This is a genomic window from Methylobacter svalbardensis, assembly GCF_037671525.1.
GTDB classification, from domain to species: domain Bacteria; phylum Pseudomonadota; class Gammaproteobacteria; order Methylococcales; family Methylomonadaceae; genus Methylobacter_A; species Methylobacter_A svalbardensis.
In genome coordinates, this window is the sequence record NZ_JAWPOH010000026.1 from 13,290 (window position 1) to 32,113 (window position 18,824).

The following is an 18,824-nucleotide window of genomic DNA, read 5'->3' on the forward strand; positions in this document are numbered from 1 at the left end:
TTTTTAGGCGATATTTTCCTACCTACCAAAAATACACAAAGAACACCCATAAAAAAACCATCCAAGCCTTGAAGGATTGGATGGTTTGTGTTGGGGTGCAATTTGACAGGTTATGCGGTTAATCTTTAACGGGTGGTTTTCGGCAAAAGCGTTTTAACCGACTTACTGTAACTTAGCTTTCAGCATTTTATTCACTTCGCCGGGATTTGCCTTGCCCTGCATTTCTTTCATCACCTGCCCGACAAAAAAACCGAAAACTTTGTCTTTGCCGCTGCGGTATTGCTCAACCTGATCCAGGTTGTCGGCAATGATTTTATCGATAATCGCTTCTATCGCACCGGTATCGGTGATTTGTTTCAGGCCTTTGGCTTCGATAATTTGGTCGGCGGTCGCGGCGCTCTGCCACATTTCCTCGAATACCTGTTTGGCGATCTTGCCGGAAATGGTGTCGTCGCTGATGCGCGTTAACAATCCTGCCAAGCGTTCGTGGCTAACCGGCGAGTCGGTAATCTCCACTCCGGCTTTGTTAAGTGCCGCCAACAAATCGCCGGTCACCCAGTTGGCACAAATTTTTGCTGAACAAGCCGACTCCTTAACCACGGTTTCGAAATAATCAGCCAGCTGCCGGGAGGATGTCAGCAGGGTGGCATTCTCCTCATCCAGCGCATAGTTATCTTTAAAGCGCAGTTTTTTTGCTTGCGGCAGTTCCGGCAACCGGGCTTTTATTTGCGCCTTAAAGTCTTCATCAATCAGTACAGGCAACAGGTCGGGATCGGGAAAATACCGGTAATCGTTAGCCTCTTCCTTGCTGCGCATGGAACGGGTTTCATCCTTGTCGGAGTCATACAGCCGAGTTTCCTGAACCACTTTGCCGCCGCTTTCTATCAGCTCTATTTGCCGCTCGACTTCGTGATTGATGGCTTTTTCGACAAACTTGAACGAGTTGATGTTTTTGATCTCGGCTCGCGTGCCAAATTCCTGCTGGCCTTTGGGACGCACCGATACGTTGGCGTCACAGCGGAACGAGCCTTCCTGCATGTTGCCGTCGCAGATACCCAGATAGCGCACCAGTTCGTGCATTTTGCGCATATAAGCTACAGCTTCTTTAGCCGAACTCATTTCCGGTTCGGACACGATTTCCAGCAACGGCGTACCGGCACGATTTAAATCAATACCGGTCAAGCCGTGAAAATTTTCATGCAGCGATTTGCCGGCGTCTTCCTCCAGATGGGCGCGGGTGATGCCGATGCGTTTGCTGACGCCGTCAACATCAATATCCAAATGGCCGATGCCGACAATCGGCAGTTCCATCTGGCTGATTTGATAGCCTTTCGGCAAGTCGGGGTAAAAATAATTTTTTCTGGCGAACACCGAATACGGTGCGATATGCGCCTCTACGGCCATGCCGAAGATGACCGCCATGCGCACGGCTTCTTCATTCAACACCGGCAGTACGCCCGGCAAGCCTAAATCGACCGCGCAGGCCTGGGTATTGGGTTCCGCGCCGTAAGCGGTGGAAGCACCTGAAAAAATCTTTGATTTGGTGGCGAGTTGGGCGTGAATTTCCAGGCCGATGACTGTTTCCCATTGTGATCTCATCTGTTTGCTCCTTACTCAAAACCTTTAGGTGTGTGTGTGTGCCAATCAGTAACTTGTTGATACTGGTGGGCGATATTCAACAATCTATCTTCGGCAAAATAATTGCCAATGATCTGCAAACCGACCGGCAGGCCTTGGGCAAATCCAGCCGGAACCGACATCGCCGGAACACCGGCAAGATTGATTGCAATCGTGTAAATATCGGATAAATACATTTCAATCGGATTGTCGATTTTCTCGCCGATGCCGAAAGCGGTTGATGGCGTGACCGGCCCCATCATCACATCGACTTCCAACAGCGCCCTTTTAAAGTCTTCGCTGATCAGGCGGCGGATTTTTTGCGCCTTAATATAATAAGCGTCGTAATAACCGGCTGACAGCGCATAAGTGCCCATCAGGATACGACGCTTAACTTCCTTACCAAAGCCTTCTCCGCGTGAACGGGTATACAGATCCGTTAAATCCGCCGGATTTTCACAGCGGTAGCCAAAGCGCACGCCGTCAAAACGCGACAGGTTGGCGGAGCATTCGGCCGGAGCAATGACATAATAAGCGGGAATGGCTAGCTTAAGACTGGGCATGGAAACTTCCGTAACCGTAGCACCTAATTTCCGATATTCGTTAATAGCAGCTTCAAGCGTTGCCGCCACATCGCTATTTAATCCCTCGCCGAAAAATTCTTTGGGCAAGCCGATTTTTAAACCTTCAAGGCTGTTGCTTAAGCCAGCCCTATAATCGGGAACCGGCAAATCGACGCTGGTTGAATCCTTGTCATCAAAACCGGCCATAGTTTGCAGCATGATCGCCGCATCTTCGGCGTTGCGGGTCATCGGACCGCCTTGATCCAGACTGGAGGCATAAGCGATCATGCCGTAACGGGACACCCGTCCATAAGTTGGTTTTAAGCCGGTAATGCCGCAAAGGGCCGCAGGTTGACGTATCGAACCGCCGGTATCGGTACCGGTTGCACAGACTGCAAGCCGTGCTGCAACTGCTGCCGCCGAACCACCGGAAGATCCGCCGGGTACGGTATGAATATCCCAGGGATTTTTGACTGCGCCGTAATAACTGGTTTCATTGGAGGAGCCCATCGCAAACTCGTCCATATTCAGCTTACCCAGCATCACCGCACCGGCGCTATTAAATTTATCCACCACCGTTGCATTATAGGGTGCAATAAAATTATCCAGCATTCTTGATCCGCAGCTGGTTTTAACGCCCTCGGTGCAAAAAATATCTTTTTGCGCCATCGGAATACCGGTCAACAGCTCCGCCTCGCCTGTTGCCAGCCTTAGGTCCGCAGCTTTGGCTTGCTGCAAGGCCAAGTCTTCGGTGACCGTGATATAAGCATTAAGTGAGCGGTGTTGTTTGATTCTGTCTAAAAAAGCCAAGGTCAATTCCACGCTGGAAAACTCACCGGAACGCAGACCCCTGGCTAATTCTGCAATTGTTTTATTATACATATGTGTTATTTTTTCCCGTTACTCGATGACTTTGGGTACTAGATAAAGCCCCGCTTCTATTTGTGGAGCAATAGCCTGAAATTTTTCGCGGTCGACTTGCTCGGTGACTACATCGGCACGCAATCTTTGCACTTGATCCATCGGGTGAGCCATAGGCTCGACGCCATCGGTGTCAAGATCATTCATCTGCGTCATCAAATCCAGCATCCCGGACAAATCTTTTGCATAAGAGCCAACGTCCCGCTCCTCTATTCCCAGTCGCGCTAAATGTGCACAATCTTTGACTTCACTTACTGTTAAAGACACGATTAACTCCCAATAAAAATTTCAGAGACTCTATAATTAATACGTTTATAATACTTTATATCTTGCTCAAATACCCGCTTGATTGATAAAGTAATACAATTTTTTATTCCCCAAAGGATACAGCTAAAAATGTTCAAAAGAATTCGCGGCCTTTTCTCCAACGACCTCGCTATTGACCTAGGAACCGCCAATACCTTGATCTACATTCCCGGCCAGGGGATTGTGCTTAATGAACCATCGGTTGTCGCCATCAAAGAAGACCGAGTCCGGGGCAATAAAACTATTGCTGCCGTGGGCCTTGATGCAAAACGCATGCTGGGGCGCACACCGGGCAATATTACCGCAATCCGTCCACTAAAGGACGGAGTCATCGCCGATTTTGCGGTCACCGAACGAATGCTGAGATTTTTTATCGAAAAAGTCCACCAAAGCAAGTTGCTGCGACCCAGTCCACGCATCTTGATCTGCGTACCTTGCGGTTCAACACAGGTTGAACGTCGTGCCATTCGGGAGTCTGCGGCTATGGCCGGGGCACGCGAGGTTTATTTGATTGAAGAACCCATGTCTGCGGCTATCGGTGCAGGCTTGCCAGTCGATGAGGCAGTCGGTTCTATGGTTTTGGACATTGGTGGCGGCACCTCTGAAGTGGCGGTCATTTCAATCAACGGCATCGTCTATTCCTCGTCTGTCCGTATCGGCGGCGATCGCTTTGACGAAGCTATTATTAATTATGTACGCAGAAATTACGGCACCTTAATTGGTGAAGCTACAGCAGAAAGAATAAAACATGAAATCGGCACGGCTTACCCCGGCAGCGAAGTCAGGGAAATAGAAGTAAAAGGCCGTAATCTCGCAGAAGGCGTACCGCGCAGCTTTTCCTTGAACAGCAATGAAATTTTGGAAGCGCTGCAAGAACCGCTGTCCGGCATTGTTGGCGCAGTAAAGTTGGCCTTGGAGCAAACCCCACCTGAACTCGGTTCCGATGTGGCAACTCGCGGCATATTTTTAACCGGCGGCGGGGCATTATTAAAGGATATAGATCGACTGATAGCCGAAGAAACAGGCCTGCCGGTCTATATCGCCGATGATCCGCTAACTTGTGTCGCCAGGGGTGGCGGCATGGTTTTGGAGATGTTGGATAAAAAAGGTGTCTCAACTTTTTCCTTAGAGTAATCAGGCATCACCCTTTTAAGCATTTATTTAGGCAGCAAGAAGGTCGGGTTAAGACTGCAAGGACAGATTTTTGCTCCATGCAAAATCTGCATTCCCCACATCCATGTGGATTATGCAGGAGGTAGAGCAGCGTAGCAGTGTGCCGAGCATAGCGTAACCCGACAAACCGATGCCGCACCCGTTGGGTTACGGCGCAAAAAGCCCGTCATGAGCGCAGTCGAAGGGACGCGCCCAACCCAACCTACATAAAGAGGCATCCCGCTATAAAACTTTTATTTGCTACCGGACCTTCGATCAACACCCGCCTGCTTGTAGCCATAATTGCTTCAGTGGCTTTACTGATAACCGAATACAGAAGTCATCGATTGGACTCACTCCGAGCCACGTTATCCGTTGTTGTCGACCCAATAAAATATCTGATCGACTTACCGTCAGTATTGATCGAGCAAACCACCTACTCTGTCAGCTCATATTCGACTTTGAAACGCGAAAACACCCGCTTACGCAAAGAACAGTTTATCGACAAAACGCGATTACTTAAATTTGATTCTCTGGAAAAAGAAAACATTCGCCTGCGTGCATTATTGGAAAACTCCTTTAAACTGGGTGAACAATTGCTGATCGCAGAATTATTGTCGATCAATATGGCACCCTACGAACATATAGTGGTAGTCAACAAAGGTACGCGTTTCGGCGTCCATCCCCAACAACCGGTACTGGATGCAAATGGCGTGGTCGGGCAAGTTTTTCGTGCCTTGCCATTCAGCTCTGAAATCATGTTAATTACCGACCCGAATCATGCGATCCCCGTACAGGTCAATCGCAATGGCCTACTGACTATTGCTGTAGGCAGCGGCCAGATGAACCGGCTTAACTTGCCTTTTTTACCCAATAATGCAGACATTCACCCCGGCGACTTGCTGATAACATCGGGTTTAGGCGGTACTTTTCCATCGGGTTATCCGGTAGCCGTGGTCGACGATTTCATCCCGATAACGAACAAACCTTTCGTCAACATTACCGCCACCCCTAAAGCCATGCTGGATCGTAACAGGGAATTGCTGATTGTCTGGGGCGACTCATCCCCTGTTTCGCTGACCACAAAACCAACACCGGAAGCCTCCGAGCCTCGCCCCAATGACCCAGTTTCCGGGAGCGGGTTAGTACGCAAAGTGCCCGCAGGAGCACGAGCAAGGACAGCCGGTGATGATCAATCCGCCGGGAGCGGATTAACACGGGAAGCGCCCAAAGGGGCACGGGCAGGGACAGACCGTGATGAATAGCTACTCCGGCTTTGGCCGCATTATTTTGACTGTTGTCATGGCAATGTGTTTAAGAATCACCCCTTGGCCGGGTTTTTTGACCAATATAAATCCAGACTGGGTGCTTCTGGTGCTTATCTACTGGACAATCGCCGTACCGGAACGCGTCGGTATCTTTCATGCCTGGACAATCGGATTATTGACCGATGTATTGACTGGGAGAGTATTCGGTCAATACGCACTGGCCTATACACTGATCATCTATGTTTGCCTGTTATTGCATAAGCGCTTGCGTCAATTTCCATTACCCCAACAAGGCTTGTTTATTTTCTTTTGCCTGCTGTCTTCCCAAATGCTGCTTTTCTGGCTTAACCATATTCAGCACCCGGCTCAACTGCATGCTTACTTCTGGCTGCCTGTTTTTACCGGCACCCTATGCTGGCCCCTGATCTATACCACACTGCGTCGCGTCCGCTTGTCACGACGCACCAAATAAAACACGCCGAAAACCGATATGTCTCGTATCTATACGATAAAAAATAAGTTAGTAGAGAGCCGCCTATTTCTCCACCGTATTATTGCTGCATTTATTGTCATTTCGCTATTAACCTCGGGTCTGATTGTGCGTCTGGTTTACCTGCAAATTGTAGGTCACGAACATTACACAACACTGGCGAAAGACAACAGCATTAAAATAGAGCCTCTGGTACCGACGAGGGGCATTATTTATGACCGACATGGCAAAGTCTTAGCTGACAACACACAATCTTTCAGCCTGGAGCTCATTCCCGAGCAAATCATCGATCTTGATGTCACCTTGCGGCGCTTACAAAAACTACTCGACATCTCTGACGAAAAAATTGACCAATTCCAGAAACAACACAAACGACAAAAACGCTTCGTCAGCACCCCGTTATTAATCAGTATGAACGACGAGGAAATTGCCAAATTTGCGGTAGTCAGGCCCTATTTTCCTGGCGTTGATATTCAGGCTCGTTTGGTTCGACATTATCCCTATACCGAATTAGCTTCTCATGTTATCGGTTACGTGGGGCGCATCAACGAAGCGGAAATGAAGACGCTGCCTATCGCCGAATATCGAGGCTCTAGCCATGTCGGCAAAATAGGCATAGAAAACTCCTATGAATCCGAACTGCATGGCAAGACCGGCTATGCAGAGATAGAAACCAATGTACAGGGACGCGCCATCAATGCGGTAAACTCAGTCCCTCCGGTGCCGGGTGAGAACCTTTATCTGACTCTGGATATAGATTTACAAAAAACCGCTTATGACGCATTAGATACCTTCAATGGTGCAGTAGTCGCCATTGACATCAAAACCGGCGGCGTGCTGGTTTTCGCCAGCCGCCCCGGATTTGATCCTAATCCTTTTGTTGTCGGCATAAGCAATGATGCTTATCAAGCGCTACAGTCCTCCGACAACCAACCGCTGTTTAATCGTGCGCTACGCGGCTTATATCCGCCGGGGTCAACACTCAAACCGTTTATTGCGCTGGCCGGACTTGAATACAACGCCATAAGCGCCGAACACAAAACTTTCTGCCCCGGCTATTATCAGCTGCCTAATGTCAGCCACCACTATCGGGATTGGAAAAGAGGCGGTCATGGCTCGGTGAATATGACCGATGCCATTACCCAATCCTGCGACGTGTATTTTTATAGCCTGGCATTAACGCTGGGCATAGACCGTATGCATGATTTTTTACAGGACTTTGGTTTTGGCGAAAAATCCGGCATTGATCTGTCTGGGGAAAAGCAAGGATTAATGCCGTCGCGCGAGTGGAAACGCAATCGACGCAATCAGGCCTGGTATCCGGGAGAAACACTGATCACCGGAATAGGCCAGGGATTTCTTCAGATTACGCCCATACAGCTAGCCAGAGCCACCGCCACATTGGCAAATAAAGGCAAAGTAATCACACCCTTTCTGGTAAAAAAATCTGCCAGCCCGGATTCCACCGCCCCGGACATAGCCACCCAGGAAGACCTTGGGTTTAAACCGGAAAATATTAATAGCATCATCTCGGCCATGGTCAATGTTATTCATGATCCACACGGCACAGCCAAAAGCATCGGCAAAGACATTAACTACCAAATCGCCGGAAAAACCGGGACTGCGCAGGTTTTTAACATCAAGCAGGATGCCAAATACAACGAAAACGACATTGATTTCAAATTACGCGATCATGCCTTGTTTATTTCTTTTGCCCCGGCCGATGATCCCAAAATTGCAGTTGCCGTTATCATTGAAAACGGCGGTCACGGCGGCTCAGTCGCGGCACCCATCGCAGGCAAGGTTATCAAGCAATTTTTAGGAACCAATAATGAAAACTGAAACCCGAAGTGAACAATTTCATCCTCCGTCGGTTCTCGGCAATATCCTCAGAAAACTGCACATAGACATCCCTTTATTTATCGGCTTGCTGCTTATCTCATTGTTGAGTTTCATTATTCTTTACAGCGCAGGCAGTCAGGATATGGATGTACTGATGCGCCAAGCGGCTAGGGTTGGCTTGGCTTTTCTTTTAATGACCATACTGGCTCATGTTAACCCTTATCAGTTTAAACGTTATTCAGCCCTGCTTTTTGGCTTAGGACTCCTGTTGCTCGTTGCGGTACTGGTATTGGGCCAATTCGGTAAAGGCGCACAACGCTGGCTGGATTTGGGCGTTTTTCGTTTCCAACCTTCGGAAATGATCAAAATCACCACACCAATGATGGTCGCCTGGTATTTAGCAGAACACGCATTACCACCAAAACCGAAACAATTGCTGGTAGCCGGCATACTGATCATCATTCCGACCCTATTGATCGCCAAACAACCCGATTTAGGCACCGCATTGCTGGTTGCCAGCTCCGGTGCCGGCGTACTGTTTTTTGCCGGACTCTCCTGGCGATTCATGCTAGCAATCGGTGCCACACTAACAGGACTGACCCCCATAATCTGGCATTTTATGCGCACCTATCAGCGCGACCGGGTACTCACCTTCTTAAATCCGGAAGCCGATCCCTTAGGCAGGGGCTACCATATCATTCAATCGAAAATCGCCATCGGCTCCGGCGGCATCTATGGCAAAGGCTGGCTGGGCAGTACCCAGTCAGAATTGGACTTTTTACCGGAAAGCTCTACCGACTTTATATTTGCAGTCTTTGCCGAAGAATTTGGTCTTTTCGGCTGCATAGGCCTATTGGCTTTGTACTTGCTTATCATCAGCCGCTGCTTGTATATCGCCTCACAAGTTCAGGACACTTACAGCCGCTTATTAGCCGGCAGCCTAGCTTTCACTTTCTTTGTTTATGTTTTTGTTAACATAGGCATGGTCATCGGCGTACTCCCCGTAGTCGGCGTCCCATTACCCTTAATCAGCTATGGCGGAACCTCCATAGTAACGTTACTGTCCGGTTTCGGCATTCTCATGTCAATTCATACCCATAAGAAGTTTTTACCTCATTGAAATATAAAGCAGGCGAAGGACACAAGGCTAAAGGCTAAAGGCTAAATTGTGAGGCGTATGCAATCCATACTTCTACACATTTCTGCCTCACTTATGAATCTAAATCCAGTTCAAAACACAAGGCTAAAAATGAAAAAACACGACCTTATATCCCGGCTCAAAAGCCTAGCATCCCCCCTTCGCCTTTCGCCCTTCGCCTTTTGTCTGTTACTCATTTCTTGCACCAGCAACATCAAAGACACCGAATCCGTTAAGGCATTTATCGAGCAGATGGCAACAAAACACCAGTTCGATAAATCCGAACTTGATGATTGGTTTGAAACCGTCGAGATCAAGCAAGATATACTCAAAAGAATTTCCTCACCCTCGGAAGCCATGCCTTGGTACAAATACCGCAAAATATTTCTAACCGAAGCACGTATCAACGCCGGCGTACAATTTTGGCGAGACAATGCATCAGCGCTGGCCGCTGCAGAACAACAATACGGCGTTCCCGCTGAAATCATTACTGCGATTATCGGCGTTGAGACGCTGTTCGGAAAAAACACCGGCAACCACCGTGTAATCGACGCGCTATCTACATTGGCTTTTGCCTATCCTCCACGCAGCAAATTCTTTGTTAGCGAACTTGAAAATTTCTTGCTGCTTTGCCGTGATGAACGCATCCCCCCCACCGAACCCCTTGGCTCTTACGCCGGAGCCATGGGTTTGCCGCAATTTATGCCCAGCAGCTTCAGAGCCTATGCCGTTGATTTTGACAATGATAATCGTCGCGACATCTGGCACAACAACAGCGATGTGATCGCCAGTATTGGCAATTATTTTGCCAAACATCATTGGCAAGCCGGCAAGACTATTGCCATTCCCGTTACGGCCAAAGATGAAGCTTCCGCTCCTGCTAACGCCCCTCGCCTACGTCCTGTAGGCGAAAGTTATAAGTCAGCACTCAATAAAGACCTTAAGCCGAATTTAAGTCTTACTGAGTTAGAATCTCTGAACTTAACATTATCGAGGCAATTACCTTTAGACAGTAAAGTGAAACTGCTTAACTTTGAACTACAACAAGGCGAAGAACTCTGGGCGGCGTTAAACAATTTTTATGTCATTACCCGCTACAACCACAGTCCTTTATATGCCATGGCCGTTTATCAGTTAAGTCTATCTATTTTAGACAAAAAAGGCTCTTACCCATGAGTAAAATCATACCGATACTTTTAATTTCTGTTTTATGCAGTTGTACCACCGAACAATTAAAAACGAACGACATCTCAAGCCTAACATCAGCTACAACTGCATCCCCAGCTAAACACCATCCCATGCTAAGCATGGACGTTCCTGATACCCAGGACATCGCTGACGAACAAGACCTCTTCCCTCGCATTACCCGTTACCTGAAACAAGGCATAGCCTCATGGTATGGCCCAAGATTTCACGGAAAAAAAACCGCCTCCGGCGAAATATACGATATGTATGCGATGACCGCCGCACACAAAACCCTGCCGCTTTCATCTTATGCTCGCGTCACCAACCTGAAAAATCAACGTAGCGTTATTGTTCGCATCAATGACAGAGGCCCTTTTTTCGGCAACCGGGTTTTGGATCTGTCTTATGCGGCCGCCCAGAAACTGGACATTGAACAGGCAGGATCAGGAAAGGTTGAAATCAAGGCGATAGCCCCTGAACAGGCATTAGCGCATCTACAAAAAGTAGCGCAAAAACAAGAAAAAAGCATCTATTTACAAGTAGGCACTTTTGGCAAAAAGAAAAAAGCGTTGAAATTGCAAAATAAAATCGCTGCCCATCATTTACCCCAGCCTAAAATACTACCCTCAACACACAAAGGCTCTACGCTCTACAGGGTTCAAATGGGGCCTATCAATTCTCCGGCGAGTGCCCACAAGCTGAATGCACAGTTGGCAAAGCTGGGTATAACAAAAACCCAATTTGTTACTGAAACTGATCAAAAACAAATCGCCATGATACAATAAATATACGTTTTACTGAGCCCACCGTTAGAGAACAATGACCCTTTTTAGAATTCTCCCTGTTTTTTTATTTTTTAGTTCAATTTTAGCCACAACCCTGGCAAATGCAGAAGACGCCGGAATCTCAACCCCGGCAGCGCCTACTATTGCTGCCAGCAGTTACATACTACTGAGCCATGACTCCGGCAAAGTACTGGCAGAAAACAATGCCGATGTTAAGCTCGCTCCTGCCAGCCTTACCAAGATCATGTCTGTTTATGTGGTATTTCGGGAAGTCAGCAATGGTCACTTACATTTTGACGACATGGTTACCATCAGTCGCAAAGCTTGGGAAACGCCAGGCTCCCGCATGTTTGTCGAGGTCGGCAAACAAGTTAAGATTGAAGATTTGCTATTAGGCGTCATCATTCAATCCGGTAACGATGCCAGTGTTGCTTTGGCTGAACATATCGCAGGCAATGAAACTACCTTTGCCGATATGATGAATCAACATGCCGAACGTCTGGGCATGAAAAACAGCCACTTTGAGGATAGCAACGGACTCCCCATCGACAATCATTACACCACCGCTCGCGATCTGGCCATACTCACCCGGGCCTTAATCAAAGAATTTCCTGATTACTATCGCTGGTTTTCACAAAAAGAATTCACCTTCAACAACATCGTTCAGCATAATCGCAATCAATTGCTGTCGCGTGATGAGACGGTGGATGGCGTTAAAACCGGATTTACCGACGCCGCAGGCTATTGTCTGGTCGCCTCCGCATTAAGAAATGACATGCGCCTGATTTCCGTGGTGATGGGTGCAAGCAGCCCCAACGCCAGAGCCAGTGAAAATCAAAATCTGCTCAACTATGGCTTTCGTTTTTTTGAAGCGCACAAGCTATATCAAGGGAAAACAGCCTTATCCGAAGCCAGAGTATGGAAGGGCGACACTAAAAACCTGCCAATCGGTCTGGCGGAAGATCTTTATGTGACCATTCCCCGTCGCCATTACAATGATCTTAAAGCCGTTATTACCATCGATAAAAAAATTGTCGCCCCCGTTAAAGAAGGCACAAAACTGGGTACCGTCAACGTTACACTTAAAGACGGAGTGGTCGCAGAAAAAGACCTGATAGCACTAAAATCGGTAGAACAAGGCAACATTTTCCAGCGACTTTATGACAGCGGAATGATGATACTGGAGAAACCGGATGGACAATAAAACCGTCTATCTAAACGGTCAGTACCTACCGTTAGATGAAGCCAAAATATCGGTTATGGATCGCGGTTTTTTGTTTGGTGACGGGATTTATGAAGTTATCCCGGCCTACTCGGGTTTGTTGTTTCACTTCTCTGAACACATGGAGCGACTGGAAAACAGCCTGTCTTCCATACGTTTGGTTAATCCACATGACCGGGAGCAATGGCTGGAAATCCTGACACCCTTGCTGGATAAAAATCTGGATCAGTATATTTACCTGCAGATTACCCGTGGCGTTGCCTCCAAAAGAGATCATGCTTTTCCGGAAAACGTTACGCCTACCGTGTTCGCGATGTGCTCAAACATCGTGCCCTTTGAAAATCTGGATTCCGGAGTCAAAGCCATCAGCGTCGATGACAGCCGCTGGGAACTGTGCAATGTTAAAGCCACCACACTGCTGGCCAATATTCTGCTCAGACAACAGGCGGTAGAAAAAGGTTGCGCCGAAGCCATCCTGGTTAAAGACGGCTATGTGACCGAAGGCACCGCCAGCAATATATTTGCCGTCATTGACGGCATCCTGATTACACCGCCGCAAGGCTGCGAAATATTGCCGGGCATAACCCGCGATGTCATTCTGGAAATCGCCAGGCAAAACAACATTTCCTACAGCGAAGACATCATTTCATTGGATGCCTTAAAAACAGCCAGCGAAATCTGGTTAACCAGTTCTACACGCGAAATCGTACCGGTTGTTCAACTCGACAATGAAACCATTGCAAACGGCAAACCCGGCCCCATATGGCAAACCATGAATCGATTATTCCAGGCTTACAAGCAATCCCGACCATGAGTGAAGAAACCCTATTACAATTTCCCTGCCGATTCCCGATCAAAGCCATGGGTAGAACCGATCTGGAACTTGACCTGCTGGTTATAGAAATCGTGCGCCGTCATGTTGCCGACATTCACGAAGACGCGGTAACGACACGCCCCAGCAAAGACGGCAATTACATCGCCGTAACCGTTATTATAGAAGCCTCCAGCAAGCAGCAACTGGATGCCATTTACCAGGATTTATCTGACCATCCGCATGTCTTGATGGCTTTGTAGAGTCGTTGCAGCGTAACGTCGCCTCATGCAGATAACCATCCGCAATCTGGGTATTCAGCCCTATGAGTCCACTTGGCAGGACATGCAGCGGTTCACCCAAGATCGCGATGCCCAAACCGCTGACGAAATCTGGATCACAGAACACCCCCCCGTTTATACGCTGGGCTTAAACGGCAAGCGCGAACATCTACTCAATACCGGCTCAATTCCCGTCATCAACTCCGACCGGGGCGGACAGGTGACCTATCACGGCCCCGGCCAGCTGGTTATTTACCCCCTGATCGATATTAAAAGGCTGAATCTTGGCGTCCGGCCGCTGGTGACAATCCTCGAACAAGCCATGATCTTTGCCTTGGCACAATACGGCATTACCGCAGTAGCCAGAGCCGATGCCCCCGGCGTTTATGTCGATAACAAAAAAATCGGTTCCATTGGCCTACGCATTAAAAGAAATTGCAGTTATCATGGCCTGAGTATCAACAACCATATGGATTTGCGGCCTTTCGACCATATCAATACCTGCGGTTATTCAGGACTTGAAGTAACCCAACTGGCCGACCTGGGCGTGACTGTCAGCAACGCTGAACTCGCCATCCCTGTTACCCAAGCTATCATAACGGCATTAGCAAAATGACTTATCAAGCGCCCTCCCGTTCCACACCCGATTCTCACCAGCGCAACACCGAAAAGCTGGCAAAAATCCCGATCAAGGTGGAACCTGCCGAAACCACTTTGCGCAAGCCCGAATGGATACGCGTAAAAATATCGGCCAGCGACGAAGTCACCCGCATCAAGCAGTTGTTACGCGAAAACAACCTGCATACCGTTTGCGAAGAAGCCGCCTGCCCCAACCTGGGCGAATGTTTCCAGCACGGCACCGCCACCTTCATGATCATGGGCGATTTGTGTACCCGTCGCTGCCCTTTTTGCGATGTCGCGCACGGCAAACCGCTGCCGCTGGACAAAGACGAACCTCAACACCTGGCCGATGCGATACAGGTAATGGCTTTGAAGTACGTGGTCATCACCTCGGTAGATCGTGACGATTTAAGAGACGGCGGTGCCGGGCATTTTGCCGAGTGCATCGAAAAAATCCGCCGGCAAACACCCGCCACCAAAATAGAAATCCTGGTCCCCGACTTTCGCGGGCGCATCGAAAAAGCCGTTGCCCTATTAGCCGAACAACCCTGCGACGTATTCAATCACAACCTGGAGACCGTCCCCAGGCTGTACAAACAAGTCCGCCCCGGTTCGGACTACCAAGGCTCATTAAACTTGCTGCAACAATACCACCAAATCCTGCCGCAAGTACCGACCAAATCCGGCCTGATGCTCGGCGTAGGCGAACAGCCGCACGAAGTTCATCAGGTCATGAAAGATCTATTAGCCCACGGCTGCTCAATGCTGACCATAGGCCAATACCTGCAACCCAGCAAAGCCCATTTGCCGGTTCAAAGCTACATCACCCCCGAACAATTCGACGAGTACGGCGCAGTTGCCAAGGCCCTAGGATTTAAACAAGTCGCCAGCGCGCCAATGGTCAGATCGTCCTACCATGCTGATCTTCAGGCTAAGGCTGTAATGCCTGCCTGACAGGCACTATTGATTTTGTTATGCACTACCGATAGAGCGACAAACCTAAAATCCGCAGTCGGATCGTGCGGAAGAGGTTCATACTGAGCCCTTCGACTATCCTTGTCGAAGGAAGAGCGGGATTTTGAAATCCTCAACGGCGGTTTTTAGGATAAATGTGACCAGATCGACATTTTTCAGCCCCTCAACTTACTAGAATGCGGTTGACATATTGGAGTTATTCCATATTATTACAACATGGCTACGAAGCAACGTTTTCGCAACAAATACCAGCTTGAGGTACGAGAGGACGACTCTCCGCCGATGCACGCGCACTTGGTCGGCGGTAATTTTGATGTATTAATTAACTTGCAAACCCTGGCCTGTGAAGGCACTTTTCCGCGCGGCTTGCGCGATGAAGTCATGGCGTGGGTTACAGAAAACAGTGAAGAATTGATCAAAGAATGGAAAAAATGGCATCAATGAAGCGCCCCCGCCTAGCAGCGGTTGAGCCTTTACCGAACTACCAGTTGCAAATGACCTTTATTAACGGCAGCATAATGACCGTGGATAAAGGTGAAGCTATTTTCGCCAAACCGGGTCTCACTCCTTTGCGCGATCCGGCCGCCTTTGCCAAGGTTCGGCTCACAAACAGCGTAGGCTGGACGGTCGAATGGACAGATTTTGACATTCAAATCGGTGCCGATACCTTGTGGCTGGAAGCGCTGCATCAAGCGGCCACCGATGAAGACACCCGTACATTCATCGCCTGGCGGCTGCATAACGGTCTGTCGTTAGCCGGTGCAGCCCAAGCATTGGGCATGACCACACGCACCATGAGCGCCTACGGAACCGGCGCCCGTCCCGTCCCGCACCACATTGCCCTAGCCTGCAAGGGCTGGGAAGTCGAGAATCGTTAAAGCCAAAAACTGCAGTTGGCGCGGATGAAATCCGTTCGTGCCGAGCCTGTCGAAGCATGAGCGAATTCCACACGCCACTCAGATAGCGAGCATGCCCGACAACGCTCGGCAGGATGGGTAGAGACGGATGAGTTGCTTGCAAGCATTCAATAGAATCAAGGCAAAAAAATTTAACGGTCAGTTTATGAGGTTAATGTCATGAATACAGCAGAAAAAAATTTATCAGGGTGTGCAGTATTTTCCAGAGCCTTTGGCTTTAGAAGTTTTACGTTTTGTAGAATTTTTAAGATTTAGATAACCCGCTAGCGAGTAACAGATTTGTAACAAAATGGGTGGCGGCGTTTGATAAAATACTGAGGATATTTCCTGAAAGGAATTTAGTTTATAACGATGATATGAGGCAGGTTTCGTATAGATACACAGCTTTTTATCGGGTAAATATTTTGAAGAAGCAGATTGAGATTCTACATATTGTATCGCCTACCATTTTACAGATACCCACAGTCAGAATAGCCTTACTTGATCGCCCGCAATAAATTCCCGCAATACAGCTCCTTGCCGGTTTTTGTCGGCATCCACAGTTGTTTTATTTCCAGTTGATGTACGGAAAAATACTGCCCGGCAGATATTGCCAAATCGGCCAGTTCCACTTTGGGTGAGTAGGTGTTAACAATTAAAAACGCGCCCGGATTCATCAGCCCATACGCCGTTTCTATCAAACCGGACAGGTGACTTTCCAATTTCCATTTTTCGCCTTTGGCGCCCAGTCCCCAGGCGGGCGGATCCATGATAATGCCGTCGTATTGTTTGCCCCGTTTCAATTCGCGTTGGGCAAATTTTAACGCGTCTTCAAGCACCCATTTGATGTCGGAAAGATGACTGCGCTCCCTGTTTTCGTTGGCCCAAGTAATCAGTTGTTTGACCGAATCCACATGCACCACTTCCGCCCCAGCGTCACAGGCAACCAGCGATGCCGCGCCGGTGTAGGCAAATAAATTCAAGACCTTTTGACCGACGCTAACCTGTTCTTTAATAAAACGCCAGTTTGCCTGTTGTTCCGGGAACAGGCCCACATGCTTGAATTTGGTCAGCTTCAAACCGAAGTTTACGTTTCCGTAGGTAATAAGCCATTGTTCGGGAGCATGCGGCTTGATGTTAAGCCAGCGTCCTTGGGTTGAGGATTGTTCTTCAAATTCCCAATGCGCCATGTCATGCCATTGAATGATAGGCCACCCCGGCTTGAAATTGGCTTGGATTTCCGGGCGGATGGTAATGATCTGTCCCCATCGCTCCAGTTTCTTGCCGTCACCCGCATCAAGCAGCTCGTAATCAGGCCAGGGCAAGCCGTATTCGCGTAGGTTTTTTTCGTGTGCCATCCACATTTTATTTTTAGATGCTTGAATATTATAAATTCTAATACTAACCAAAGTTATATAGGCTATCGCATGCCATTTTCAACAGACCACGTACGCGATGCGCACCCAATTTGACTGCTAATCACGCCTGAACAGACATCAATTACAACCTGTTTATCGATTCATAAACCAGATTTAGCAGCATCACTTGGCTGGTAGGATCAATCTCATTAAACAAAACCCCATGCGATACCCTTAGCGGTGCGTCTTTTTTCTTGCCGGGCAATTGTTGAATACTGCGAATCGTTGCACTGGTGTCTATATGCGCGCTCTGATTGGTCGGTTTTATCGAGAAGTCGAAAGAAAGTAATACTTCTGTATTAGGCTCTCCCAGTACTTTATTGGCCGTTATCGCAGCGCCTGTAACGCTAATATCGGTAATAATACCGGCGTCAATGCCATTGACCTGTACCGGTAAATTGACTTTGGCCCTGAGCGCACCACGTAGGGCGATGGATTTAATATCGGTGGGAAAGCTGAGGTGCATATAATAATGCGGGGCTCTAAAGATGGTTTTAATCCGGCAAGTTAAAATAAAAACATCTACTCCAGATAATATCCGTAAGGTAACCTGCTCATCTACCTGCATGTGAACGGAAAGTCCATTTTCAAAAGGTGTTTTTATGATTAGGTACTGCCCATCTAAGTAACCGATAAGCTGCGTATAATATATGATGTCAACGGGACCGTGTCGCAATGCCATTTGCAGGCGCGAACCGACTTGCAGATTAATCTCTTTAAAAGAGGTCATCTTGATTTTACTCGAGTTTTAATAGGCGTTTTTCTGCGATCGCCTTAATACAAACCCAATTGCAACTGGGCCACTTCCGACATCATTTCCCGCGACCAGGGCGGGTCAAGCACCACTTCGACATTAACATGATCGACACCGGGCAATGCGCGGATACATTTTTCCACGTCGCCCTGGATAACCGGCCCCATTCCGCAGCCTGGCGCAGTCAGGGTCATGACGACATGGACATCATTCAGACCTTCACCTACCGGGGTGACTTTGCACTGATAAACCAGCCCAAGATCAACAATATTGACCGGGATTTCCGGATCGTAAATCGTTTTCATCACTTCCCAGCAGTTTTGTTCAACCGCCGCCGCACCGGTCTCCGATACCAGCGTTTGCAACGTATGCGGCTCCTTGCCCAAGGCATCGGCATCGACCCCGGCAATGCGCACCATGTGCCCGTGTTCAGTAACCACGGTATAGTTGTCGCCGAGCGCCTGATGAATAGTGACTATCTGGCCTTTATTTAAAGTCCCGGTATTGCCCTCAGGAATGGTAACAATATTGACATCTCGGGTTAAAATAACGTCTTCTCTTTCAGCCATAATGATTTAG

General features: G+C 48.4%; 20 protein-coding genes. 14 read left to right on the plus strand and 6 right to left on the minus strand.

The genetic code is table 11. From position 1 onward, the window contains the following. Positions 1–162: 162 nt before the first annotated feature. From gatB to gatC, 3 genes are read right to left on the minus strand one after another with little or no spacing between them, the layout of a single operon-like run. Entirely contained in the window at positions 163–1,599 is a 1,437-nt protein-coding gene (gatB, locus tag RW114_RS11455) for an Asp-tRNA(Asn)/Glu-tRNA(Gln) amidotransferase subunit GatB (RefSeq protein WP_340122887.1), read from the minus strand. Between the two features lie 11 nt (positions 1,600–1,610). Next, positions 1,611–3,062 (minus strand): Asp-tRNA(Asn)/Glu-tRNA(Gln) amidotransferase subunit GatA, encoded by a 1,452-nt coding sequence (gene gatA / locus RW114_RS11460; protein WP_340122888.1) that lies wholly within the window; start codon positions 3,060–3,062, stop codon positions 1,611–1,613. Between the two features lie 18 nt (positions 3,063–3,080). Beyond that, positions 3,081–3,368: an Asp-tRNA(Asn)/Glu-tRNA(Gln) amidotransferase subunit GatC gene (gatC, locus tag RW114_RS11465; RefSeq protein ID WP_340122889.1), complete on the minus strand. Its 288-nt coding sequence runs from the start codon at positions 3,366–3,368 to the stop codon at positions 3,081–3,083. A 129-nt stretch (positions 3,369–3,497) separates the two neighbouring features. On the opposite strand from gatC, the gene RW114_RS11470 reads away from it, so the two are divergent. The 14 genes from RW114_RS11470 to RW114_RS11535 all read left to right on the plus strand — a co-directional run bounded on the left by RW114_RS11470 (position 3,498) and on the right by RW114_RS11535 (position 16,055). Continuing rightward, on the plus strand, positions 3,498–4,541 hold the full coding sequence (locus RW114_RS11470; RefSeq protein WP_340122890.1) for a rod shape-determining protein: 1,044 nt from the start codon (positions 3,498–3,500) through the stop codon (positions 4,539–4,541). A gap of 263 nt (positions 4,542–4,804) precedes the next feature. After that, positions 4,805–5,824 carry a rod shape-determining protein MreC gene (gene mreC, locus RW114_RS11475; protein ID WP_340122921.1) on the plus strand — a complete coding sequence of 340 codons (1,020 nt, stop codon included), beginning with the start codon at positions 4,805–4,807 and terminating at the stop codon, positions 5,822–5,824. Then, complete coding sequence (gene mreD, locus RW114_RS11480; RefSeq protein ID WP_340122891.1) at positions 5,817–6,299, plus strand: rod shape-determining protein MreD; 483 nt, start codon at positions 5,817–5,819, stop codon at positions 6,297–6,299. The genes mreC and mreD overlap by 8 nt, the downstream gene beginning before the upstream one ends. An 18-nt stretch (positions 6,300–6,317) precedes the next feature. Continuing rightward, on the plus strand, positions 6,318–8,159 hold the full coding sequence (gene mrdA, locus RW114_RS11485; RefSeq protein ID WP_340122892.1) for a penicillin-binding protein 2: 1,842 nt from the start codon (positions 6,318–6,320) through the stop codon (positions 8,157–8,159). Further along, on the plus strand, positions 8,149–9,279 hold the full coding sequence (rodA, locus tag RW114_RS11490) for a rod shape-determining protein RodA (RefSeq protein WP_340122893.1): 1,131 nt from the start codon (positions 8,149–8,151) through the stop codon (positions 9,277–9,279). Before mrdA ends, rodA begins: the two co-directional genes overlap by 11 nt. Positions 9,280–9,408: 129 nt before the next feature. Continuing rightward, on the plus strand, positions 9,409–10,473 hold the full coding sequence (mltB, locus tag RW114_RS11495) for a lytic murein transglycosylase B (protein ID WP_340122894.1): 1,065 nt from the start codon (positions 9,409–9,411) through the stop codon (positions 10,471–10,473). Next, on the plus strand, positions 10,470–11,267 hold the full coding sequence (locus RW114_RS11500) for a septal ring lytic transglycosylase RlpA family protein (RefSeq protein WP_340122895.1): 798 nt from the start codon (positions 10,470–10,472) through the stop codon (positions 11,265–11,267). The genes mltB and RW114_RS11500 overlap by 4 nt, the downstream gene beginning before the upstream one ends. Positions 11,268–11,301: 34 nt before the next feature. Continuing rightward, a complete protein-coding gene (locus tag RW114_RS11505; protein ID WP_340122896.1) occupies positions 11,302–12,471 on the plus strand; it encodes a D-alanyl-D-alanine carboxypeptidase family protein in 1,170 nt (389 codons plus the stop codon). Beyond that, entirely contained in the window at positions 12,461–13,303 is an 843-nt protein-coding gene (locus RW114_RS11510; RefSeq protein ID WP_340122897.1) for a D-amino acid aminotransferase, read from the plus strand. The genes RW114_RS11505 and RW114_RS11510 overlap by 11 nt, the downstream gene beginning before the upstream one ends. Beyond that, the gene (locus RW114_RS11515; protein WP_340122898.1) at positions 13,300–13,563 is read left to right on the plus strand and encodes a YbeD family protein; all 264 of its coding nucleotides are present in this window, start codon (positions 13,300–13,302) and stop codon (positions 13,561–13,563) included. Before RW114_RS11510 ends, RW114_RS11515 begins: the two co-directional genes overlap by 4 nt. 25 nt (positions 13,564–13,588) lie before the next feature. Further along, the gene (lipB, locus tag RW114_RS11520) at positions 13,589–14,197 is read left to right on the plus strand and encodes a lipoyl(octanoyl) transferase LipB (protein ID WP_340122899.1); all 609 of its coding nucleotides are present in this window, start codon (positions 13,589–13,591) and stop codon (positions 14,195–14,197) included. Continuing rightward, positions 14,194–15,156: a lipoyl synthase gene (gene lipA, locus RW114_RS11525; protein WP_340122900.1), complete on the plus strand. Its 963-nt coding sequence runs from the start codon at positions 14,194–14,196 to the stop codon at positions 15,154–15,156. The genes lipB and lipA overlap by 4 nt, the downstream gene beginning before the upstream one ends. A 237-nt stretch (positions 15,157–15,393) precedes the next feature. Then, the gene (locus tag RW114_RS11530; protein ID WP_340122901.1) at positions 15,394–15,621 is read left to right on the plus strand and encodes a DUF4160 domain-containing protein; all 228 of its coding nucleotides are present in this window, start codon (positions 15,394–15,396) and stop codon (positions 15,619–15,621) included. Further along, complete coding sequence (locus RW114_RS11535) at positions 15,618–16,055, plus strand: DUF2442 domain-containing protein (RefSeq protein WP_340122902.1); 438 nt, start codon at positions 15,618–15,620, stop codon at positions 16,053–16,055. Before RW114_RS11530 ends, RW114_RS11535 begins: the two co-directional genes overlap by 4 nt. A gap of 515 nt (positions 16,056–16,570) precedes the next feature. Here RW114_RS11535 and RW114_RS11540 read toward each other — a convergent pair. From RW114_RS11540 to sufT, 3 genes are all read right to left on the minus strand, one after another. After that, entirely contained in the window at positions 16,571–17,431 is an 861-nt protein-coding gene (locus RW114_RS11540; RefSeq protein WP_340122903.1) for a class I SAM-dependent methyltransferase, read from the minus strand. A 142-nt stretch (positions 17,432–17,573) separates the two neighbouring features. Further along, positions 17,574–18,221 (minus strand): flagellar brake protein, encoded by a 648-nt coding sequence (locus RW114_RS11545; protein ID WP_340122904.1) that lies wholly within the window; start codon positions 18,219–18,221, stop codon positions 17,574–17,576. Between the two features lie 44 nt (positions 18,222–18,265). Beyond that, entirely contained in the window at positions 18,266–18,814 is a 549-nt protein-coding gene (gene sufT / locus RW114_RS11550) for a putative Fe-S cluster assembly protein SufT (protein ID WP_340122905.1), read from the minus strand. Positions 18,815–18,824 lie beyond the last annotated feature (10 nt).